Genomic DNA, 20,746 nt, shown 5'->3' on the forward strand with positions numbered 1-20,746 from the left:
GAGAAAAGAAAATGAAGACTATAAACGTATTTCATTATGACGCATTTACGAATAAATCGAATATGGGTAATCCAGCAGGTATTGTATTAGATGCAGATGGATTAACAGAAGAGGAAATGCAGCGTATTGCTGAAAAAGTTGGATTTAACGAAACAACTTTTGTTCTTTCCTCAGAAGTAGGAGATATAAGAATGCGCTACTTTACACCTGGTTTTGAAATAGATTTATGTGGTCATGGGACAGTTGGGACAATATTTGCTTTGCGTGAAAGAGGTTTATTAGAAGAGAAAGCAAGCCTTACGATTGAAACGAAGGCCGGGATTTTACCGATACAAATAGGTGTAAATGAAAATGGAGAAACCTTTATTAAAATGAGGCAGGCAGCACCTCAGTTTAAAGAATTTACAGGTTCAAAAGAAGAATTAGCTCATAGTATCGGTTTAGAAGTAAATGATTTAGATGTAAGTTTACCGATTGTATATGGAAGTACGGGGAACTGGACCGTAATTGTACCGGTTAAAAATCTAGATGTATGTGAGAGAATGAAACCTAACAATGAGGTGTTTCCATCGGTATTAAAAGAAATACCTAACGCTTCTATTCACCCAATTTGTCTAGAAACTTATGACGAGAAGGTACATATGCATGGGCGTCATTTCTCATCAGCTTATGCTGGAACGATTGAAGATCCCGTGACAAGAACAGCTTCAGGTGTAATGGGAGCATATTATGCGACGTATGTGGAGAAAGATTTTGACCATGAAATGGAGTTAATCGTTGAACAAGGGCAAGAAATACATAAAGATGGTCGTGTAACGGTATATGTAACGAAAGATGTAGAAAATGAGAAGTTACAAATAGATATTGCTGGTACAGCTGTGTATGTGAAAGAGTTTGAAGTTTTACTATAAAAAAGAAAGCCCGGCATACATCCGGACTTTCACTATCTGTTCAATACTTCAATATACGAAGCATCTCCAGTTGTTCTTAAAGCAGAGCGGAAATTGTTATTTTCTAACGTTTTAGCGACTTGTTGTAACTGCTGTGCATCATCATGATGGATGAGTAAGCTGTCAGCACCGCTTTCCTCTATATGAATGTGTTCGACATTTCCGATGGCATCATGTACAGCTTTTAAAAATTCAGGTTTCATATTGTCCTCCTATATGTATGTAACGTTGTTGTTAGTATTTCCTTATTTTTGAAATATAAAAGTAAATGAAAGGAGAAATAAAAATGAATATAACGCAGTTTAATGAATATATAACATCATTATTTGGAGAGCATCTTCATAAATACGGTGATGGTGAATATGGATTTACTCATATAAGTAAAGATGAATTTCACAAAATTGGTTACACAACAAATTTGACGTTAGAGACGATTGAAGAAGGGTATAAAAATGGAATCGACATGATAGTTACACATCATGCACCGTGGAGTTTTTTATTTGGAATGGAAGAGGCTTGTATTGAGAAATTAAAACAATATGAAATGAATCATTTTTGGATTCATTTGCCGTTAGATTTTATTGAATTTGGTACGTGTACATCATTATTTAATGAAATTGCGATAGATACAATTTTAGAATACTCTACGTATGAGGAAGAGGAATTACCTGGAATAGGAGAATTTAAAGCACCGATTGCATTTTTAAACTTGGTTGAAAGACTTGAAGAAAAAATGGAAGAGAAAGTGAAGAGCTGGAGAAACCATGATAAACCAGTAAAACGAATTGCGATTTTAACTGGTGCAGGGAACAATACAAATTTGATTGAACGTGCATTAGAAAAAGGGTGTGACACGTATATAACTGGAGAAAAAACATTATACACAGTGCAACATGCGAAATTTAAAGGCATTAACTTAATAGTAGGTAGCCACACATTTACAGAAGTTTTTGGTGTAGAAAGTTTAGCTCGTAAGTTAAAAGAAAGAGATAATTTAATAGAAATTACTAGATTAAATGAAGATCATTTGGAGTGAAGAAATTGTATCACATTATCATAAATGGAATGAATTATTTGATGAAATATTGAAGGAAGCAGTTGCAATGAAATAAAATTATTTTTTGTTATATTAAGATTTTTAGGAGGAATTCCCTTGTGTTTGTCAAATAATAGTAAAGTTGTCTTTTGAATTGAAGAAATCTTCGGGATTAAAGGGTGAGGGAATGGACATTTCAACAATCGCTGCACAACTAGTTAAGGAGAAAGTGATTTCACATTATCCAACTAGCGTAAAAGTGCTGAACGGGGGAACGGCAAGTACTGTATATTTGTTGGATGAAAAATACGTTGTAAAACTTAATGAAGCGGAAGTAATACGTGAAGAAGCTATTTTTCTTTCTTTTTATGAAAGGAATACTTTGTTTGCAAATCTTTTGTATAAGGAACCTTTACATACATATATTGTGTATTCTTTCCTTGAAGGTAGTACTTCGTGCGGACGAGGACAAAAAAGAATTACGCTTAGTACCCTTGTAAAAGAAGTTATTAATAAGTATGAAATAGTTTCACGTATAGATGGCTGGGGTTGGAAAGAAAGTCCGGTTCAATCTTGGAGTGCATTTTTAACGAAAAATGTGGTGGAAGCTCATAAAAATGTAAGACCGTACATAAGTGAGGAAGAGTATAGAAAAGTTCTTAAGTTAGCGAATAGGGATGCTGGAATAAATCAGCCATTTTTATTACATGGTGATCTTGGATTTCATAATTTTATATTTCAAGGAAATGAGTTGCATGGTGTAATTGATCCCCTACCAGTGTTAGGAGATCCTATATACGATTTAATTTATGCGTTCTGTTCAACCCCGGAAGATGTAACGAAAGAAACGATTGATTATGCGATGAAACAATGTGTATTTCATAAAAAAGAACGTGATTTATATGAAGAAATAGTTATAGGATTATATTTGCGTATAGATACGTGTTTAAGACATCACCCGAAAGATTTAGAAGATTATTTAGTAGCTTGGCGTTATTGGATGGACGAGGTTGAGGTGACTTTATAGTACAAATATTTTTGGGGGGATCGTGAAATGAATGTTTCAGAAGCGAAAAAGGATTTAGCAATCAAAACGAAGCGAGGATTACCGATTATATTAGCTGGTGTTTTATTTTGGATAGTTATGAGTATAATGGGCTTTGTTCTTTCTGAAAAACAAGTGGTGTGGGTATATTTAATCGGTATGGGATGTGTGTTTCCTTTTGGATTAATGATAGCTGCTATATTGAAAATTGATATGTTTGCGAAAGGAAACCCGTTAGGGGTTTTGGCAGGATTAATTGGTGGGATAAATGTATTGAATATTCCGCTTGTATTACTTGCCTATTTTCAATTTCCAGAATGGTTACCTTTTGTAGTAGCGATGTTAATAGGTGTTCATTTTATCCCGTACGTATGGATTTATGAAAGCAAAAGTTATGGTTTATTATCCGTAGGGACTGTATTCGTAACGTCAGTTTGCGGGATTCTTTTTGCAGAAAAAGGATTTACTGTCATTCCATTATCCGTTACAGGTGTTTATTTACTTACTTTTATCAGTTTATTAATTGAAAATAAAAAAGCAGATCATTATCAACAAAAATCAGCTTAATAAAAATAGAGGGATAGGGGAAATTATGATGAAAAATTTCGTTTGTACAACGTGTGGCGTGCAGTATGCAGCGGGTGTAGAAGAACCAGTGAGTTGTCATATTTGTGATGAAGAGAGACAATATGTGAATCCGAAAGGGCAGTCTTGGACGACGCTAGAAAGCTTACAAACAAGTGATACATATAAAAATGAAATAATCGAAGAGGAAAATGAGCTTTTTAGTATTACAACAAAACCAGGATTTGCGATTGGTCAAACGGCATATGTAGTGAAAACAGAATCATATCGTTTACTATGGGACTGTATTACTTATTTAGATGAAACGACAATTGCGAAAATAAAAGAGCTTGGTGGACTAGATGCAATTGCCTTGTCTCATCCTCATTATTATTCAACACAAGTAGAATGGGCAGAGACATTTGATGTACCGATTTATATACACGAAGATGATAAAGAGTGGGTGATGCGCCCGAGTAGTCGTATTATTTATTGGTCTGGTGAGTCTTTACAATTAGCGGATGGATTGGTTATTCATCGTTTAGGTGGTCATTTTAAAGGTGGATCTGTCTTACATTGGGAAGAAGGTAATGATGGGAAAGGAATTTTGTTAACAGGTGATATTATTCAAGTTGTAGCGGATGAACGATGGGTAAGCTTTATGTACAGCTATCCAAACTTAATTCCATTACCAGCGAGAAAAGTGGAAGAAATGGTGAATCGAGTGAAGCCGTTACAGTTTAATCGTTTATACAACGCTTTTCATCGAGTAGTAAAAGAGAATGCAATTGAGGCAGTGGAACGTTCTGCTGAAAGATATATTAAGGCGGTAGAAGGAAAGTTGTTTCATACGTAAAAGGAGAGTTAGTTTTATGAAAACGTTAGTATGCTTTGGGGATAGTATTACAGCTGATGAAATGTTTTTCAATGGAACACCGAGGTTAACACCACGTTTGCGAGAGATGTTTCCGAATTGGAACGTAGTGAATGCAGGTGTTCCAGGTGATAATACGTTTGATGCGTTAAAAAGGATTAAAGAAGATGTATTATCACATAAACCAGATTTCGTAACAGTTTTTCTTGGTACAAATGATGCAGTCTCTTTTTCGCAAGGGTCATTACAAGCATACAAAGAAAATTTAGAGAAGATTGTGAACCATATTTCTTCAGGTAAAGTACTGCTTATTAGTCCTGCCCCAGTTGATGAAGAAAGACAGCATAATAGAACAAATGAAGTACTCGGTCAGTATGCAGACGTGGTAGAGGAAGTGGCGAAAGAAACAGGAAGCTATTTTCTAAATTTGTATGCTGAAATGATTCAAGAACGGAATTATAAAAGGTTTGTAGAAAATGATGAAAGAGATGGGCTACACTTTGGACCAGAAGGCTATGAGTATGTAGCGAAGTTAATTGGTGAAAAGTTAAAAGGGATTTTATAAAAAAGCAAAGCGATATCGCTTTGCTTTTCATTGTTTTTAATAGCTCAATCTAGAAATGCTTGTTGCAATGCTTTCAGTCCATCACTGTAAATACTATGAAAAAGGTTTATTGCCTCTTCATCACTAACTTCAACAGGAGTGAACGTACCAGACCACTCTACTACCGATGTGTTACTTTCAGTACCTTCTTTCACCTGGATTGTAGATAAATAATTAGTGACTGGGAATGGTGCATTCATGATTGAATACGTGTAGTATCGTTCTTTCTCATTGAATACTTCTAATCGTTCTATAATCGTGTCACCATCTGGATTAGCTAGGTGACGTACACGACCGCCTTCCGTTAATTTACTGTTAGGTATATAAGGTAACCAGTCTGGAAGGGAGTTGAAACCTCCGATTAATTGCCATACTTGTTCAGGTGAACCGAAAATTTCCATAGATGTAGTAGTCTGTGCCATGTTCATTACGCTCCTTTTCATCCCGGTATTTGCGGGTAAATAATCAGTGGGGATTGCCCCACTGATTAAGGTTTCAATTTATTTTACGTTGATTGGTAGTGGTGCATTAGGTGCTACTAGTTTTTGTTCGCGCATTTCTTCCCAGAATGCTGCTGGAATTACTGTATTTAAGGCGTTTTGGTCTTCTACAATTCGTTCCGGTTTACTTGCACCAGGAACAACGGCAGCAACTGCTGGATTCGCTAGTGAAAATTGTAATGCAGCAGCTTTGATACTGATTTCGTGACGATCTGCAAGAGCTTTGATTTTCTCAACTTTTGCAATGATTTCTGGTGATGCTTTTTGATATTCGAAGTGAGCACCCCCAGCAAGAATACCTGAGCTATATGGGCCACCAACAACAATATCCATATTATGCTTAACAGCTGCAGGCATTACTCGTTGCAATGCACGCTCGTGGTCTAGTAATGAATAACGACCAGCTAGTAAGGATATATTTGGCTGCGCTTCTTCTAAATCAAGCATCAGTTCAATTGATTCTACTTTGTTTACTCCAAGTCCCCAGCCTTTAATAACGCCTTCTTCACGTAAACGTGTTAGTGCACGGAATGCTCCTGTTCGAGCTGTTTCAAATTGTGAAATCCACTCATCACCATAAAAGTCTTGTGCTAAATCATGAATGAAAACAAAGTCTAGACGATCTGTTTTTAAACGTTTCAAACTTTGCTCGATAGAACGAAGTGTTGCATCTGCACTATAGTCATTGATCATTTTATTTTTGCGGCCAAATTCGAAAAGTCCGCCTTTTTCACCTAAATCACGTGCAGATGGATCTTCTAGTTCATCTGAAATCGTTCGACCGACTTTTGTGCTTAAAAAGTAATCATCACGATTTCTTTTTGATAGTGCTTCGCCAAGACGAATTTCTGCTAAACCAGATCCATAAAGTGGAGCTGTATCAAAGTAACGAACGCCATTATCCCAAGCAGCATCCACTGTAGCGATTGCTTCTTCTTCTGGAATATTACGGTACATATTTCCTAGTGGTGCTGTACCAAAACCAATTTTTTCTTTTAGTAATTTACTCATTATTAATATCCTCCTAAAATGTATTTGAAAATTAATTCATCATTGTGAATGGATGTGAAAATGAAAATATGTCATTTCATCGTCGGACAAAATGTATGATAAAAATACTCACTTTAAAGTACCGGAACAAGAATGTAATTTCTAATACTGCATGACTCACTCAACTCTTACAAATGCTATTATGAAATGTATTTTACATAATGAAAAGTACGTACTTTAAAGTGATATAGATACTAAAAAGTAATACAGGTACTTTTTAGTACCGTACTACTCATCTGCTGTTTACGTATGCTATTATGAAACATGTTTAATAGGATAAAAAGTACGTACTTTAAGGTGCTATAGATACTTAAAAGTAATATTTAAATCTTTAGCTTACTTGCCTTATCACATTATTAAAGGAGATTTTTATATGAAAACATACAATATTCCTGTAGAGGCGACTTTACAGGTTATCGGTGGGAAGTGGAAAGTAGTGATCCTTTGTCATTTAAAGAAAGATAAAAAGAGAACGTGCGAATTAAAACAATTAATGTCTGGTATTACACAAAAGATGTTAACGCAACAATTACGTGAATTAGAAGAAGATGGTGTAATCGAGAGAAAAGTGTATAACCAAGTGCCGCCAAAAGTAGAGTATTCGTTAACGGAATACGGTCATTCTTTAGATGCTATACTCGATTCTCTTTGTAACTGGGGAGAACATCATCTTGAAAAGAATGGCAACACGTCTATGCTTATTACAGCAGAATAAACAAGAAAAAAACGAACGAGAATACGTTCGTTTTTCTTTTTGTATATAGAAATATTTTTAAACGGCATAATTACTTTTTGGTAATATAGGTACTTTTTTGTGCTGTAGGAACTAAAATGTGCCGTATAGAAAATTATTTGTTTTTACGTAACAATAGAGAAGAAATTTAGAAAAAAGGAGGGAGATCGTGTGAAACAATACAATATACCGATAGAAGCAACTTTAGAAATTATCGGGGGAAAGTGGAAAGTCGTCATTTTATGTCACTTAACGAAAGGAACGAAGCGAACGAGCGAGTTGCAGCGTCTAATTCCTGAAATTTCTGTTAGAATGTTGACGCAACAATTACGTGAGCTCGAAGATGATGGTGTGATTACACGTGAAATCTATAAAGAAATTCCACCCCGAGTAGAATACTCCTTAACTGATTATGGGTGGTCTTTGCAAAATGTATTAAATCAATTGACCGTATGGGGAGAACGATGCATAGATAGAAAAAATAGTAAAGTTAAGTGAAATCTATATATGTAATATTGAAACGCCACCTATTGATGAGGTGGTGTTTTTTCAGTATAAAACTTTAGAAAGTTACTACGGTGAAAAGTAGGGATCTATACCAGAATAGCAGTTGTTTTAGCCGTGATGAATAATGGATTAAAGTTTTCATAGGTACTTAAAAGTGCCTTCATCACTTTAAAGTACGTACTATGCTTCATAATATAACCGTTTTATAATGACACTCGTAGCAAGAAGTCATAACGGTTTTAAGCTATGTTCAAAAAGACTTATTAACTAGTATAGTTTTTTGTTCAATTTCTTTAGTAGGAGATGTTTATATGGTTGAAGAACTTTTTTATAAAAAAATACTTAAAAATCTTTTTTCAGATCCAGTTCAAATTACACTTTGGAATGGAGAAACAATACAATATGGAGAAGGGGAACCTCAATTTCATGTAACATTCCATAAGCCGCTTTCAAAAAAAGAGATTGCTAAGGATCCTTCTATCGCATTCGGTGAAGCATATATGAATGGAGATCTTGAAATAGAAGGGAATCTTGAAAAAGCAATTCAATCAATTTATAAAAGGCAGGATAGCTTTTTAGGTGATAGTAAGTTGCAATATTTCAAAAGTAAATGGAATTTCTCAAAACAAAAAAATAAAGATGATATTGCTCATCATTATGATATTGGGAACGATTTCTATAAATTATGGCTAGATGAAACAATGACGTATTCTTGTGCGTATTTCCAAAATGAGCAAGATTCTTTAACGACAGCTCAGCATAATAAAGTGAATCATATTTTGAAAAAGTTGAACCTTCAAAAAGGTGATACGCTATTAGATATTGGTTGCGGGTGGGGTGAGCTCATTACAGCTGCCGCTAAGCAGTACGGTGTGAAAGCGATGGGGGTAACGTTAAGTGAGGAACAATATGCTAAGACTTCCGAGCGAATTAAACAAGAGGGACTTACGGATTTAGTTGAAGTATCTTTACTTGATTACCGCGATATTAAGAATCATAAATTTGATAAAATTGTTAGTGTAGGTATGATTGAACATGTAGGAAAAGACAACATTACACAATACTTTGAGACAGTGAATGCACTACTAAATGATGGTGGGATTTCTCTACTTCATTGTATTACTTCCCCGGCCAATGGTGGTGCTACGAATGGTTGGATTGAAAAATATATATTCCCTGGCGGATATGTTCCTGCTGTTAACGAATTAATCACGAACATGACAAACGAACAATTTTACATTGTTGATGTGGAAAGCTTACGTAGACATTACGGGAAAACATTACAGCATTGGGCTCGAAATTTTGAAAACGTACTGGAGGAAGTTCGCAAAACGAAAGATGAGCGATTCATTCGTATGTGGCGCTTATATTTAAATGCATGTGCAGCTTCGTTCTTTACAGGTAATATTGATTTACATCAATTTGTATTTACAAAAGGTATTAACGATACAATTCCGATGACACGTTCTTATATGTATGAATAAGAGCATGTAATGAAGCAGCTCTGTAACTACTCATCGAGTGTAAATAAAATGATGGTAGGACATAAGTCTATAACTTAAAGTCGAGATCGGAATCAGAAAATGATTCCGATCTCGACTTTTGTATATAATTTTAAAAACAAAACTATATACTTTTAACAATAAAAATATATAATAAAAATAGAATCAAAAATTTATGAGCAAGGAAGTTGAAGAATATGACATTAACAATGGGCTTTATTGGATTTGGAAAATCAGCTAACCGCTATCACTTACCGTATGTGAATATACGTAAAAATATAAAAGTAAAAACAATTTTTGCTCGCCAAATTAATGAAGAATTAGCAGCTCCATATAAGGAAAAAGGTGTTAGTTTCACTACTGATTTGGATGAATTGTTGAATGATAAAGAAATTCAAGTGGTGACCGTCTGTACGCCAGCACATACGCATTACGAATTAGCGAAAAAAGTTATACTTGCTGGAAAATCAGTTATTGTGGAAAAACCATTTTGCGATACAGTGGAACATGCGAAAGAATTGTTAGCCTTAGGACGAGAAAAAGGTGTAGTAGTTATGCCTTATCAAAACCGTCGATTTGATGGTGATTTCTTAGCTGTGAAGCAAGTTATAGAACAAGGATTCCTTGGTGATATTGTTGAGGTTGAATCACATATTGATTATTTCCGTCCTGGTTCAATCACTCACGAAGGTCCAAAAGAAGAAGGTTCATTTTACAGTTTAGGTATTCATACGATGGACCGTATGATTTCACTGTTTGGCCGTCCAGATACGGTGACATACGATATTCGTAATAATGAAGTGGAAGGTGCGGTTGATAATTATTTCGATGTTGGTCTACATTACGGAAATAAGTTGAAAATTAAACTGAAAACGAACCATGTTGTAGCGAAAGATTATCCGCGCTTTATCGTTCATGGAACAAATGGATCGTTTATTAAATATGGTGAAGATCAGCAGGAAAATGATTTGAAAGCGGGTATTATGCCTGAGAGTGCAGGATTTGGTGAAGATTCACCGATGTACTATGGAATTGCGAAATATCGCAACGCAAACGGTGATTGGATTGAAAAACAAATTAAAACGCCACTTGGTGATTACGGTCGTTTTTATGATGCAGCGTATGAAACAATTGTAAATGGTGCACCAAAGCTTGTGAAAGACGAAGAAGCGGTAACGAATATTGAAATCTTAGAAAACGGATTTGCTGCGCCATCACCTTCCGTTTACAAACTTGAGGCTTTAAACTTAAATGAGTAGAAGAGGGAATACAGCATAAAGGAGGTATGGAAATGGCAAGCGGATCCACACAAGTAAAATACCTCGGCATTTATCAAAAAATGAAACAGCAAATTTTAGACGGCGAATATAAGATTAAAGAAAAAATTCCAAGTAGCCCCGTCCTTGCTGAAGAATTTGATGTTTCTGTCCTTACTATAAAAAAGGCGCTGGATCTGTTAGTTAGAGACGGCTACATCATTCGCCGGCGCGGAAGTGGAACGGTCGTTCAAGATTGGCGTCAACAGGAAAAAGCACGAATGATTCAAACTTTAACAGGTACGAAAGCTGTTTATGGCAGTGAGGTAGAAAGTAAAATTATTGAGTTTACGATTGTCGGTGCCGATGAAGTCATTGCTGAAAAATTGGGTATTTCAGTAGGGGATTTTGTATATAAAATCATCCGCCTCCGCATCATTCACAGTATTCCAACGATTATGGAGCATACATGGATGCCGATTTCGGTCATTCCAGGTGTTGATGTTTCTGTTTTAGAGGAATCAATCTACTCCCACATTCAAAATAAACTAGGTCTTCAAGTGGGAACATCCGTTGTTAGGGTTAAAGGAATTCGCCCGGATGATAAAGAAAAGCAGTTTATGAACTTAACAAATCAAGATTTCCTAATGAGAGTGGAACAGGTGGCCTACTTAACGGATGGACGCACTTTTGAATACTCTTACGCCGATCATTTGCCGGAAACCTTTGAATTCGAAACAGTTATTACTGCAAAAAGTTATAAAGAGGTATAAAAAATAGGTTGGGGCACGTATTGCCTCAACCTATTTTCTGTTTTCAATATAGTAGGAACAGTTATTATTCATCTGCTGTAATCAGCATGGATGTGTTCCCGGTTTTTTCAAGATGAACTTCTCCCCAGGAACAGAGGGAATCGAGTATAGCTCCTAAAGACGAACCGTAATCCGTTAAAGAGTACTCTACTTTCGGTGGCACTTGGTCATATACCTTCCTTTGGATTACACCATCTTCTTCTAGTTCCCGTAATTGTTGTGTTAACATTTTTTGTGTAATACCAGGCATTAAACGTTTTAATTCACTCGTTCTTTTTGTTCCTTTTTTTAAATGGCAAAGGATAACAACCTTCCACTTTCCGCCAATAACTTCTAAAGTCGCTTCTACAGGAATATTGTATGTCTTCATAAAAAAACTCCTTTGATGAATGTAGATTACAGTTTTGGACTTACATACGCTTTAATAATAAAATTATTTCTTTTTAGTGCCTATAACACTTTAAAGTGCGCACTATTTATTGTGCGAAATATCGTTCATAATAACCGATGTAGAACTGCACTAGAAAGTTTATATGTTACTTTTTAGTACCTATAACACTTTAAAGTACGTACTTTTTATTATGCGGAATATCGTTCATACTAACACATGTAAGTAAGAAATGAATAAAATGTACTTTGAAGTGCATTTGGAATGGGTCGGCATAACACTATGGGGACATTCACAAAAAATGATTAATTAATCCAAGACTTAACATTTGATTAATAGAACTGTAAGGTTTAAAATTACAGTATAGATTTAAGAAGTGAGTTGTCATCATCTGTAAAATGTAGTTTCAACTATTTTATAAAAGAAGCATGCAAAGAACTGAGTAGTAAAAAATAAACGAAACATTGCCGAATAACTAACATTACGTGAATTTGATTCTAAACTGTAATTTTTTTTAATACATTTCAACAAACGATATTTAAAGTGTACATTTTATAAAGAACATTAAAGGAGTGAGTGAAATATGGTGGTTTTATATACAACAGCAAGCTGTGGTTCATGCCGAAAAGCGAAAGCATGGCTGGAAGAGAATCAAATTGATTATACTGAAAAAAATATCGTATCCAATTCTATGACAGTGGATGAACTTAAATCCATTCTTCGTTTAACTGAAGAGGGTGCCACTGAAATAATTTCAACTAGATCCAAAACTTTTCAAGACTTAAATATAAATATAGATGAGCTTTCGCTGAATGAATTTTATCAATTAATAATTGAGCATCCGCTAATGTTGCGTCGCCCAATTATGCTGGACGAGAAAAGATTACAGATTGGTTTTAATGACGAAGAAATTCGTAAATTTTTACCACGTAGCGTTCGAACATTTTTAAATATTGAACTGCAAAAGTTGGCTAATTAATAAGTAATATTTTTTAGGAAAAGTTTTTTGAAAGGAGAAAGCAGGAAATGATAGAAGTATGTGTTACAGTCAATTATAACGATAGAAATTATCAAACAAATGTTATTGTAAGTAAAGGTACGATATGGACAAAAATTAAACAATTGGCAGAAGAACAAGTCAAAAAGCAGTGGGGCTTTTAAATTGGATTACTTAAAAAGTGAAGTTACAAGTTAGAGGCTTTAAATAAACCCAAGACTTTTCAGGACTTAAATATAGATAAGAAATTTGTTTGAAAGGAGGAAGCAGGAAATGATAGAAGTATGTGTTACAGTCAATTATAACGATAGAAATTATCAAACAAATGTTATTGTAAGCAAAGATACGATATGGACAAAAATTAAACAGTTGGCAGAAGAGCAAGTGAAGAAACAATGGAGTCTTTAAATGTATGTTTAACTTAAAAAGCTAAAGGGAGTTATGGAATTTATTTCTTTATGCTAAGAGTGGTTCTTATATATTTTAACGTTTGACTAACCTATCTGTAATATTTATGGCTACAGTATGTTAATATAGGAGAAACAATATTTTTGATCGTAGGAGGAAAACAATGAGCAGCGACTTTACTTTGGCCATACACAGTTTAACTTATTTAGCTTTACAGCCAGACCGGATGTCAACAAGTAATGCGATTTCAGAAAGTGCAGGTGTTCACCCAGTACGTATTCGCAAAGTGCTAAGTTTGTTAAAAAAACATAAGTTTATACAATCGAAAGAGGGGACTGGTGGCGGTTTTATTTTCGCCCGAGATTTAGATGAAGTTAATCTTTGGCATATTTATCAAATAACCTCTGAAGGTGCATTGCAGCCTAAGTGCCCAGAATCAAATGATCAGTGTATTGTAGGTTCAAACATGCGAAAAGTGCTGTTCACTATTTTCTTAGGTGCGGAAGAACATCTAGGTGAATACTTAAAGAATTACACAATGAAAGAAGTTGTTGATCTTATCAATCAAGAACGTTAAGCGGCTTACTTGTTATATAGAGCCGTAAGTTCTTACCATTGAAATGTAATGGAAAATATTACAGTTTAATTTCGTTTTTATCGTCACAAAAAATATTTATAAGAAGGTGAAAAAGTATGATGTCAAATAATAATCAAGTTGTAAAAGTAGGAGATTGGGTTCGTGGAATATCAAATGAGGGCGAATTCATAGTTGGTTACATTGTATCACTTGATGAAGCGGAAGATATAGTTACAGTTAGTATTGTGAAACGCGACGACAAGTACACAAAAAACGAAGCGATTTTACTCTTTAGTAAACATGTTAACAAACTCCCTGAATCAAAGGTAATCAATAAGGAGCAAATCCTTTATCTGATAGACCTTGCATTATTAACAGGAGACGAAGAATGGTTTATCGAGCTCTCTTCAAAATTAAACTCGATAAAAGAGCTAGTTAACGAGGGGTTTTAAAGATTAAATGATTGGCTTTTAATAGGTTGAAACGTGCAATAAGCAATAATATCATCTCTAAGGAAATGATGTAAAAACGATTCATTATAAATATAGAAATATTCCTGAAGAAGAGTTGAAAAAACTCGAATTAAGATTACATTGCATTGAGTTGTTTGCACACCTCTGATAACAATTGTTATGTAAATAAGCTGCCCGATATGGGCAGCTTATTGTATTTTTGCGTTTAACGTAGGTTTTTGTAAAATGTTAGCGGTCCTCTTATTGCCATCAAGTAAAAGGTAGCTTCCTAAAAATGTATATGAATGCAATGTCGATAATATATATCCTGAAAATTGGTTGGTATATTCAAAAAGATATTTCTTTTTAACCACATTAATTATTTATTAGAATATCTTTTTAAATTAAAATAATTTTTTTTGACAAAGAAGAATATAAGTATCTTTATAATGAGTAACTTGGATAAATAATATGTGACTGTGTTTTATGCTAATTCATTCAGTTTTAAGCGATAGGAACAAGGGTTGCATGCGAACTGTAAAATGTTATCCATGTAAAACTATATCCAATTAATATTTCTGAAAATATAAAAATATTAATTTTATAAATATACACGTTATAATGAGGGCGTCGAGAGAAATTTTATTATCTCTGGAGAAAATATAAAAAATGCGATTATTAGTAAGAAAGGTGTGTGATTAGAGGCGAAATGTATGTAAAGTACTTCAGTGGCTTGTGTAAGCAATATCATCAGTGCTACCGAAGTTATGAAAGTTAATGTATAGAATTGAGAAAGAAATGCCTCGCAAATGAAGAGAGGCCGGTTTAGCTAAAATTACTGTTAAAAGTAAAAAAGAGAAACCATGAAAGTAATACACTGTTATTAGAAATGTTGCAACGTATTTATGAAGTCTATTCTATATTGTTCTCTTAAGGGGTCTTTATATAAAGAGCGGATATTACGAGTAAACTTTTTTGTGAACGCTAACAATTATATTAGGACGCTAATTAGCGAATGTTTCAATTTGGATTCATTATGATGAAGGACATACAATGTGGGGCAACTTGTAAGGAATTCATTTTCCAGAAAGGGAATATTTGTTAGATGCAAAGAGAGATGCAGGAATAGATACAAGGGGGAGTTATTATATGAACGGGAATACTGCAAAGAAAATAGAAGTTCAAGCTGAAAATACCGCACTAAACAATGAGCAATATGCAGATCCGAAAAAGTGGCATAAGCAGGATACTACATGGGCACTCAGTCTATTTGGAACTGCAATTGGAGCAGGGGTGCTCTTTTTACCGATTAATGCAGGTTCAGGTGGTTTATTATCTTTACTGCTAATTACATTGCTTGCATATCCAGTTATGTACTACTCACATAGGGCGCTTGCTAAAATGATATACGCTTCTAATTCTGCTGATGAGGGGATCACAGGTACAATTAGAGAGTATTTTGGAAATAAAGCGAGTATCATTTTTAACATCGTATATTTCGGTTCAATTTATACAATCGTACTAATGTATTCGGTTGCGCTTACAAACACTGCAAGTAGTTTTATCGTGCATCAATTGCACATGCCAGAACCTCCAAGAGCAATTTTATCACTTGTATTAGTTCTTGGTCTTATCGCTATACTAAATTTTGGTCAAGATATTACTGTAAAGGTAATGAGTATGTTAGTGTATCCTTTCATCGTTTCTCTACTGTTTATCGCAATATCTTTAATTCCACAGTGGAATACGTCAATGCTTAGTTTTTCAGCTGTTTCAACTGCTTCAACAGGAACAGGCTATTTTGGGACGATATTGATGATTCTACCAATCATCGTATTCTCATTTAATCATTCACCTATGATTTCATCATTTGTTGTGAAACAGAGAGCTACGTATGGAATCGAAGCCACTGATGCGAAATGTGCGCAAATACAAAAGGTTTGTTATATCATGACATTCGCTGTTGTTATGTTCTTCGTTTGGAGTAGCGCATTGAGCTTGACTCCAGAGGATATAAAAATGGCAAAAGAACAAAACTTATCAATTCTTTCATATCTTGCGAATGAGCTTAATTCGCCTGTAATCACGATTGCAGCTCCAATTATTGCTTTTGTGGCTATTACAAAGTCATTCCTTGGCCATTATATCGGAGCATTTGAAGTAATGCGTGACATGATTATTAAGTTTGGTAAATCACGTGGAAAAGATATTGAAGAAAAAACAATTAAGACAATAATCCTTACTTTTGTTGTATTATCATGCTGGTTTGTTGCTTATACAAATCCAAGTATTCTTGGACTTATTGATTCTCTAAGCGGTCCATTAGTTGCTGCTATCTTATGTCTATTACCGATGTATGCGATTCAAAAAGTACCGGTATTAGCTAAGTACAAAGGGAAAATGAGTAACGTATTTGTTATTATTGTAGGTGTACTTACTGTTTTAGCAAGTATTAAGTCATTATTCTAATTCACGATTTTTGATTTTAGTGTCAAAGTAGTGGAATATGAAATATCTATTTTGGGACAAACTTCTCACGTTGGAGAGTTTGTCCTTTTTATTTAATCTATCAACAAACAGCCACCTTTTCAGAGATAAGGTGACTGTTTCGGTATTAATTTGTTTTAATTATTCACGTCTAAATGGACCTTTTGGAGCAATTAGCTCTAAATTAGTACCATCTGGATCACGGAAGTAGGCAACGCCTGTACCAAATCCAGATTTCAAGCCATCTTCTTCTTGGAAGATAATTGGCTCTCCATCTGGTTCTACCCCAATTGCTTTTAGACGTTCTACAGCGGCATCGATATCTTCTACTTCAAAACAAAGATGCATCGCACTAATTTGATCATTTGAGTAAGATGCTTTATCTGATTTAGGGGCAACGTATTCTAGAATGTCGATGTTCAAATTGTCTAAGTGTAGATTGGCATATTTAATACGAGTATCTTCAAGTCCTTGTGTTTGCGCCATTCTTGTTCCGCCAATTTCATCAATGTTTGATACTTTCTTACCTGTTAATGCTTCATAAAAAACGATAGATTTTTCTAAATTGCTTACTGTAATTCCGACGTGATTTACTTGTGAAAAGCCTGCTGTTTTTTCACTCATTTTTGTTACCTCCTATTTTTAGGTGGTGTAATGTATCGTTTCACCAATCTTTTACTGTAATTAAAATGGGCCTTTAGTTGAAGTTCTATTCTAATTCGTTTTTAACAACTCAAAAGAAATATAAGAGTATTTTGTAGATAAGAAAAGAATCTAGTATCGGCTAGGTTCTTTTATTTTTCGTTTGTTTTTATACAAAAATTTGATGGGCTTGCATTACAGCCATTGAGCAAAAAAGTTTGATATGAAAAATATTATTCTTTAGTACATACATTTTTAAGATGTTAAATATATTTCATAATAGTCTCTGTAAGATAGGGATAAGTAAAATAGTACTTTAAAGTACCTATAGCACTTTAAAGTGCGTACTTTTTATAATTTTGAATATCATTCATAATAGCACCAGTAAGAAGAAAACAAGCTTTTCGGTACTAGTTACCACCGATGTTACAGCATTTTATTTAGAATCAAATTGATTGAAAGGTTGTACTATGTGGCCTAATAATTTCAAAAAATGCCGCAGTGGCATAAAACAATTATGGAGGTTAAAGATATGAGTTCTTCAAATTTAAATGAAATAAGTAAACAAATTTTAAAAGAGGAGGAAACACTTCAATTTACCTCTTTTACAAATGAAGATGCCTTGCAACTAGGTTTATTTATCGTGGAAACAGCAAAGCGAGAAGGAAAATTGATTGCTGTTGATATAACGAAAAACGGTGTGCAATTATTTCATTTCAAGATGACAGGGACAAATGCGGAAAATACGAAATGGATTGAGCGTAAAAAGCGAGTCGTTTCCCTGCATGATCGTAGCTCGTATTATATGCAGATACAAAGTGAAATAACTGGAATTTCATATAATGAAAAATATCTTTTAGATACTTCAGAATATGCTGCGTTTGGCGGGTGCTTTCCTATCAGAGTAAAAAACGTAGGGGTTATTGGAATGATAACAGTATCAGGATTACCACCAGAAGAAGATCACGAATTGGTAGTAAGGGCAGTTAAAAATCATTTAAAGCAATAGTTGTAGCTAGTGAATAAATAATTAATTAACTTTAGGGGGCAATACTATGCCATTAATTGAACTAAATACTTGGCCAACGATGTCAATAGAAGAAAAGAAAGAATTCATTTATAATGTAACGGAACTTACAATAAAACGATTAAAAATTGTCCCTGACAAAATTCAAGTGTTGATAACGGAACTTGAGAAAGAAAATTGGGGGAAAGCTGGAGCTGTAGCAAGTGATGCTACCTTTGCTGAGAAAAGTAGGGTGTCCAATTGGGAGACAAAAGAGTCCTACGATACATCGTCTGGTAACGTTGATGGAATGGCTATTATTAAGATTGATATATGGAATACATTTGATCAAGAGACGAAGGATAAGTGGGTAAATGAGCTTACACAATTAACCTCTAAATATACGCATGCACCTTTGGATAAAGTGCTAATTCTTATTCGTGAAATGATTCCAGGAAACTGGGGGCAAAGTGGTGTAACGGGAGCCGATAAAGATTTCCTTTCCAAAAGTCGTACATTTTAATTGTTAAATAAAAAAGGCAAAAATGAACAAATTTCTGTTCGTTTTTGCCTTTTTATTATTTCTCTGTGGTAATGAGCATGACCTTAATATGTTTAAGTAATGTCCTCTAAAGTTCCCTCTACGGGAAAGGGTATTTCTTCATTTGAAAGTCTTTTTCATGGAATGTAGATTTCAATTTTTGAGCAAAATAAGCTAGGTTATATAAATGTTACTTTTTAGTACCTATAGTACTTTAAAGTACGTACTTTTTATTATGTTAAATATGATTCATAATAGCACATGTGAGAGGGAAACAAGCTTTATGGTACTAGTAATTAACTATGTTACTTTTTAGTACCTACAGCACTTTAAAGTGCGTACTATTCATTATGTTAAATATATTTCATAATAGTACATGTAGGAGAGAGACAAGCTTTACGGTACTAAAAAGTATCTATAGTACTTTAAAGTGCGTTCTTTAAAAAGAGAATGAGACCATTCATAATAGCGTTTGTAGAGATTAAATATATGTTTTGAAAGATAAAAGGGCCTTTTTATCGCACTATTATGATAGGAATTATAGGGAAGAGGGGAAATCAATTGAATTCATATACAGCATCGTCTTCAGAAGTTCAGACGAATCGAAGAAGTATATTTGCGTTATTAGCGCTAGCAATTAGTGCGTTCGGGATTGGGACAACTGAATTTGTTAGTGTCGGTTTATTACCATCTATTTCGGAAGATTTACATGTGTCGGTGACAACAGCTGGTTTAACAGTTTCTTTATATGCGTTAGGCGTAGCATTTGGTGCTCCGGTATTAACGTCGTTAACAGCTAATATGTCACGAAAAACGTTATTAATGTGGATTATGATTATTTTCATTATTGGTAATGGAATTGCAGCTGTCGCAACAAGTTTCACTGTATTACTTATTGCGCGAATTGTTTCTGCACTTTCGCATGGTGTGTTTATGTCAATTGGTTCAACGATTGCTGCGGCACTTGTACCAGAAAATAAACGTGCTAGCGCCATTGCCATTATGTTTACTGGTGTAACAGTTGCAACTATTACAGGAGCACCAATTGGAACATTTATTGGTCAACAATTTGGCTGGAGAACATCATTTTTAGCAATTGTAGTAATTGGAATTATTGCCTTAATCGCAAATAGTATTCTCATTCCATCTAATATGAAAAAAGGTGCGTCTGTATCATTCCGCGATCAGTTTAAATTAATTACAAACGGAAGACTGTTACTAGTTTTCATCATTACTGCATTAGGATATGGGGGAACATTCGTAACATTTACGTATTTATCTCCGTTATTACAAGAAGTAACAGGATTTAAAGCTAATACGGTTACTATCATTTTATTAGTGTATGGAATCGCCATTGCAATAGGGAATGTGATTGGCGGGAAATTATCGAATCATAATCCGATTCGAGCGCTATTTTACATGTTCTTTATTCAAGCGATTATATTATTTGTTTTAACATTTACAGCACCATTTAAGGTAGCGGGGTTAATCACAATTATTTTTATGGGACTATTCGCATTTATGAATGTTCCAGGGTTACAAGTATATGTCGTAATGTTAGCTGAACGATTTGTACCGAGTGCTGTCGATGTTGCATCGGCAATTAATATTGCGGCGTTTAACGCCGGGATTGCTCTTGGTGCTTATTTAGGTGGTATTGTAACGAATTCGTTAGGGTTAATTCATACAGCTTGGGTAGGCGGTCTTATGGTAGTAGCCGCTGTGATTTTAACAGCGTGGAGCATGACATTAGAAAAAAGAGATCAAGTAAAATAAAAGGAGAGAAAATAAAATGAAAAACTTACAAAGTAAAGC

The 20,746-nt window shown here is 34.5% G+C and carries 25 protein-coding genes; 20 read left to right on the forward strand and 5 right to left on the reverse strand.

All coding sequences use genetic code 11. The annotated features are described in order from the left end of the window. Positions 1-11 precede the first annotated feature (11 nt). On the forward strand, positions 12-911 hold the full coding sequence (locus PDQ40_RS19015; RefSeq protein WP_270691584.1) for a PhzF family phenazine biosynthesis isomerase: 900 nt from the start codon (positions 12-14) through the stop codon (positions 909-911). Between the two features lie 32 nt (positions 912-943). On the opposite strand, the gene PDQ40_RS19020 is transcribed toward PDQ40_RS19015, so the two are convergent. Continuing rightward, complete coding sequence (locus PDQ40_RS19020; RefSeq protein WP_000801653.1) at positions 944-1,153, reverse strand: hypothetical protein; 210 nt, start codon at positions 1,151-1,153, stop codon at positions 944-946. 83 nt (positions 1,154-1,236) lie between these two features. Between PDQ40_RS19020 and PDQ40_RS19025 the strand changes: the two genes are divergently transcribed. The 5 genes from PDQ40_RS19025 (at position 1,237) to PDQ40_RS19045 (ending at position 5,034) form a co-directional block, all read left to right on the forward strand. Further along, positions 1,237-1,986 (forward strand): Nif3-like dinuclear metal center hexameric protein, encoded by a 750-nt coding sequence (locus PDQ40_RS19025; protein WP_048557280.1) that lies wholly within the window; start codon positions 1,237-1,239, stop codon positions 1,984-1,986. Positions 1,987-2,173: 187 nt separating this feature from the next. Then, the gene (locus PDQ40_RS19030; RefSeq protein WP_098946627.1) at positions 2,174-3,013 is read left to right on the forward strand and encodes an aminoglycoside phosphotransferase family protein; all 840 of its coding nucleotides are present in this window, start codon (positions 2,174-2,176) and stop codon (positions 3,011-3,013) included. A 27-nt stretch (positions 3,014-3,040) separates the two neighbouring features. Then, entirely contained in the window at positions 3,041-3,598 is a 558-nt protein-coding gene (locus PDQ40_RS19035) for a DUF7010 family protein (RefSeq protein WP_001102937.1), read from the forward strand. 25 nt (positions 3,599-3,623) lie between these two features. Continuing rightward, positions 3,624-4,451 carry an MBL fold metallo-hydrolase gene (locus PDQ40_RS19040; RefSeq protein WP_214328232.1) on the forward strand — a complete coding sequence of 276 codons (828 nt, stop codon included), beginning with the start codon at positions 3,624-3,626 and terminating at the stop codon, positions 4,449-4,451. Positions 4,452-4,467: 16 nt separating this feature from the next. Further along, entirely contained in the window at positions 4,468-5,034 is a 567-nt protein-coding gene (locus PDQ40_RS19045; RefSeq protein ID WP_000855195.1) for an SGNH/GDSL hydrolase family protein, read from the forward strand. Between the two features lie 44 nt (positions 5,035-5,078). Here PDQ40_RS19045 and PDQ40_RS19050 read toward each other — a convergent pair whose 3' ends face one another. Continuing rightward, complete coding sequence (locus tag PDQ40_RS19050) at positions 5,079-5,495, reverse strand: SRPBCC family protein (RefSeq protein ID WP_000079489.1); 417 nt, start codon at positions 5,493-5,495, stop codon at positions 5,079-5,081. A gap of 78 nt (positions 5,496-5,573) precedes the next feature. Next, positions 5,574-6,584, reverse strand: coding sequence for an aldo/keto reductase (locus PDQ40_RS19055; RefSeq protein ID WP_000040518.1), 1,011 nt, complete (start codon positions 6,582-6,584; stop codon positions 5,574-5,576). A 412-nt stretch (positions 6,585-6,996) separates the two neighbouring features. Here PDQ40_RS19055 and PDQ40_RS19060 point away from each other — a divergent pair, with 412 nt between their 5' ends. The 5 genes from PDQ40_RS19060 to PDQ40_RS19080 all read left to right on the forward strand — a co-directional run bounded on the left by PDQ40_RS19060 (position 6,997) and on the right by PDQ40_RS19080 (position 11,394). Further along, positions 6,997-7,338, forward strand: a complete 342-nt coding sequence (locus PDQ40_RS19060) for a winged helix-turn-helix transcriptional regulator (protein WP_000860838.1) — start codon at positions 6,997-6,999, stop codon at positions 7,336-7,338. Positions 7,339-7,527: 189 nt separating this feature from the next. After that, complete coding sequence (locus PDQ40_RS19065; RefSeq protein WP_000816333.1) at positions 7,528-7,854, forward strand: winged helix-turn-helix transcriptional regulator; 327 nt, start codon at positions 7,528-7,530, stop codon at positions 7,852-7,854. A gap of 320 nt (positions 7,855-8,174) precedes the next feature. Beyond that, positions 8,175-9,347, forward strand: a complete 1,173-nt coding sequence (locus PDQ40_RS19070; RefSeq protein WP_270691586.1) for a cyclopropane-fatty-acyl-phospholipid synthase — start codon at positions 8,175-8,177, stop codon at positions 9,345-9,347. Positions 9,348-9,562: 215 nt separating this feature from the next. Then, positions 9,563-10,624: an oxidoreductase gene (locus PDQ40_RS19075; RefSeq protein ID WP_088312192.1), complete on the forward strand. Its 1,062-nt coding sequence runs from the start codon at positions 9,563-9,565 to the stop codon at positions 10,622-10,624. Positions 10,625-10,656: 32 nt separating this feature from the next. Continuing rightward, the gene (locus PDQ40_RS19080; RefSeq protein WP_000146299.1) at positions 10,657-11,394 is read left to right on the forward strand and encodes a GntR family transcriptional regulator; all 738 of its coding nucleotides are present in this window, start codon (positions 10,657-10,659) and stop codon (positions 11,392-11,394) included. 64 nt (positions 11,395-11,458) lie between these two features. Here PDQ40_RS19080 and PDQ40_RS19085 read toward each other — a convergent pair whose 3' ends face one another. Beyond that, complete coding sequence (locus PDQ40_RS19085) at positions 11,459-11,803, reverse strand: winged helix-turn-helix transcriptional regulator (RefSeq protein WP_000860831.1); 345 nt, start codon at positions 11,801-11,803, stop codon at positions 11,459-11,461. 601 nt (positions 11,804-12,404) lie between these two features. Between PDQ40_RS19085 and spxA the strand changes: the two genes are divergently transcribed. The 6 genes from spxA (at position 12,405) to PDQ40_RS19115 (ending at position 16,724) form a co-directional block, all read left to right on the forward strand. Beyond that, positions 12,405-12,800, forward strand: a complete 396-nt coding sequence (spxA, locus tag PDQ40_RS19090) for a transcriptional regulator SpxA (RefSeq protein ID WP_000261183.1) — start codon at positions 12,405-12,407, stop codon at positions 12,798-12,800. A gap of 47 nt (positions 12,801-12,847) precedes the next feature. After that, positions 12,848-12,982 carry a BA3454 family stress response protein gene (locus PDQ40_RS19095; protein ID WP_000573537.1) on the forward strand — a complete coding sequence of 45 codons (135 nt, stop codon included), beginning with the start codon at positions 12,848-12,850 and terminating at the stop codon, positions 12,980-12,982. Positions 12,983-13,091: 109 nt separating this feature from the next. After that, the gene (locus PDQ40_RS19100; protein WP_000573531.1) at positions 13,092-13,226 is read left to right on the forward strand and encodes a BA3454 family stress response protein; all 135 of its coding nucleotides are present in this window, start codon (positions 13,092-13,094) and stop codon (positions 13,224-13,226) included. Between the two features lie 163 nt (positions 13,227-13,389). After that, a complete protein-coding gene (saiR, locus tag PDQ40_RS19105) occupies positions 13,390-13,803 on the forward strand; it encodes an Rrf2-family transcriptional regulator SaiR (RefSeq protein ID WP_000093217.1) in 414 nt (137 codons plus the stop codon). Between the two features lie 116 nt (positions 13,804-13,919). After that, positions 13,920-14,255 (forward strand): IDEAL domain-containing protein, encoded by a 336-nt coding sequence (locus tag PDQ40_RS19110; RefSeq protein ID WP_270691587.1) that lies wholly within the window; start codon positions 13,920-13,922, stop codon positions 14,253-14,255. Between the two features lie 1,149 nt (positions 14,256-15,404). After that, positions 15,405-16,724, forward strand: a complete 1,320-nt coding sequence (locus tag PDQ40_RS19115) for an aromatic amino acid transport family protein (RefSeq protein ID WP_001014180.1) — start codon at positions 15,405-15,407, stop codon at positions 16,722-16,724. Positions 16,725-16,883: 159 nt separating this feature from the next. Here PDQ40_RS19115 and PDQ40_RS19120 read toward each other — a convergent pair whose 3' ends face one another. Continuing rightward, the gene (locus tag PDQ40_RS19120; RefSeq protein WP_001291681.1) at positions 16,884-17,366 is read right to left on the reverse strand and encodes a VOC family protein; all 483 of its coding nucleotides are present in this window, start codon (positions 17,364-17,366) and stop codon (positions 16,884-16,886) included. Between the two features lie 511 nt (positions 17,367-17,877). On the opposite strand from PDQ40_RS19120, the gene PDQ40_RS19125 reads away from it, so the two are divergent. The 3 genes from PDQ40_RS19125 to PDQ40_RS19135 all read left to right on the forward strand — a co-directional run bounded on the left by PDQ40_RS19125 (position 17,878) and on the right by PDQ40_RS19135 (position 20,707). Next, on the forward strand, positions 17,878-18,393 hold the full coding sequence (locus tag PDQ40_RS19125; RefSeq protein ID WP_171484370.1) for a heme-degrading domain-containing protein: 516 nt from the start codon (positions 17,878-17,880) through the stop codon (positions 18,391-18,393). A gap of 46 nt (positions 18,394-18,439) precedes the next feature. Next, positions 18,440-18,913, forward strand: coding sequence for a tautomerase family protein (locus PDQ40_RS19130; RefSeq protein WP_001128292.1), 474 nt, complete (start codon positions 18,440-18,442; stop codon positions 18,911-18,913). Positions 18,914-19,492: 579 nt separating this feature from the next. After that, complete coding sequence (locus PDQ40_RS19135; RefSeq protein WP_270691588.1) at positions 19,493-20,707, forward strand: MFS transporter; 1,215 nt, start codon at positions 19,493-19,495, stop codon at positions 20,705-20,707. Positions 20,708-20,746: the final 39 nt, after the last annotated feature.

It is taken from the genome of Bacillus cereus group sp. Bc061 (assembly GCF_027715825.1).
Taxonomy (GTDB): domain Bacteria; phylum Bacillota; class Bacilli; order Bacillales; family Bacillaceae_G; genus Bacillus_A; species Bacillus_A paranthracis.

Coding starts and splice junctions, on each gene's coding strand:
- PDQ40_RS19015 (WP_270691584.1), top strand. CDS start 12: ATGAAGACTATAAACGTATTTCATTATGACGCATTTACGAATAAATCG.
- PDQ40_RS19020 (WP_000801653.1), bottom strand. CDS start 1,153: ATGAAACCTGAATTTTTAAAAGCTGTACATGATGCCATCGGAAATGTC.
- PDQ40_RS19025 (WP_048557280.1), top strand. CDS start 1,237: ATGAATATAACGCAGTTTAATGAATATATAACATCATTATTTGGAGAG.
- PDQ40_RS19030 (WP_098946627.1), top strand. CDS start 2,174: ATGGACATTTCAACAATCGCTGCACAACTAGTTAAGGAGAAAGTGATT.
- PDQ40_RS19035 (WP_001102937.1), top strand. CDS start 3,041: ATGAATGTTTCAGAAGCGAAAAAGGATTTAGCAATCAAAACGAAGCGA.
- PDQ40_RS19040 (WP_214328232.1), top strand. CDS start 3,624: ATGATGAAAAATTTCGTTTGTACAACGTGTGGCGTGCAGTATGCAGCG.
- PDQ40_RS19045 (WP_000855195.1), top strand. CDS start 4,468: ATGAAAACGTTAGTATGCTTTGGGGATAGTATTACAGCTGATGAAATG.
- PDQ40_RS19050 (WP_000079489.1), bottom strand. CDS start 5,495: ATGGCACAGACTACTACATCTATGGAAATTTTCGGTTCACCTGAACAA.
- PDQ40_RS19055 (WP_000040518.1), bottom strand. CDS start 6,584: ATGAGTAAATTACTAAAAGAAAAAATTGGTTTTGGTACAGCACCACTA.
- PDQ40_RS19060 (WP_000860838.1), top strand. CDS start 6,997: ATGAAAACATACAATATTCCTGTAGAGGCGACTTTACAGGTTATCGGT.
- PDQ40_RS19070 (WP_270691586.1), top strand. CDS start 8,175: ATGGTTGAAGAACTTTTTTATAAAAAAATACTTAAAAATCTTTTTTCA.
- PDQ40_RS19075 (WP_088312192.1), top strand. CDS start 9,563: ATGACATTAACAATGGGCTTTATTGGATTTGGAAAATCAGCTAACCGC.
- PDQ40_RS19080 (WP_000146299.1), top strand. CDS start 10,657: ATGGCAAGCGGATCCACACAAGTAAAATACCTCGGCATTTATCAAAAA.
- PDQ40_RS19085 (WP_000860831.1), bottom strand. CDS start 11,803: ATGAAGACATACAATATTCCTGTAGAAGCGACTTTAGAAGTTATTGGC.
- spxA (WP_000261183.1), top strand. CDS start 12,405: ATGGTGGTTTTATATACAACAGCAAGCTGTGGTTCATGCCGAAAAGCG.
- PDQ40_RS19095 (WP_000573537.1), top strand. CDS start 12,848: ATGATAGAAGTATGTGTTACAGTCAATTATAACGATAGAAATTATCAA.
- PDQ40_RS19100 (WP_000573531.1), top strand. CDS start 13,092: ATGATAGAAGTATGTGTTACAGTCAATTATAACGATAGAAATTATCAA.
- saiR (WP_000093217.1), top strand. CDS start 13,390: ATGAGCAGCGACTTTACTTTGGCCATACACAGTTTAACTTATTTAGCT.
- PDQ40_RS19110 (WP_270691587.1), top strand. CDS start 13,920: ATGATGTCAAATAATAATCAAGTTGTAAAAGTAGGAGATTGGGTTCGT.
- PDQ40_RS19115 (WP_001014180.1), top strand. CDS start 15,405: ATGAACGGGAATACTGCAAAGAAAATAGAAGTTCAAGCTGAAAATACC.
- PDQ40_RS19120 (WP_001291681.1), bottom strand. CDS start 17,366: ATGAGTGAAAAAACAGCAGGCTTTTCACAAGTAAATCACGTCGGAATT.
- PDQ40_RS19125 (WP_171484370.1), top strand. CDS start 17,878: ATGCCGCAGTGGCATAAAACAATTATGGAGGTTAAAGATATGAGTTCT.
- PDQ40_RS19130 (WP_001128292.1), top strand. CDS start 18,440: ATGCCATTAATTGAACTAAATACTTGGCCAACGATGTCAATAGAAGAA.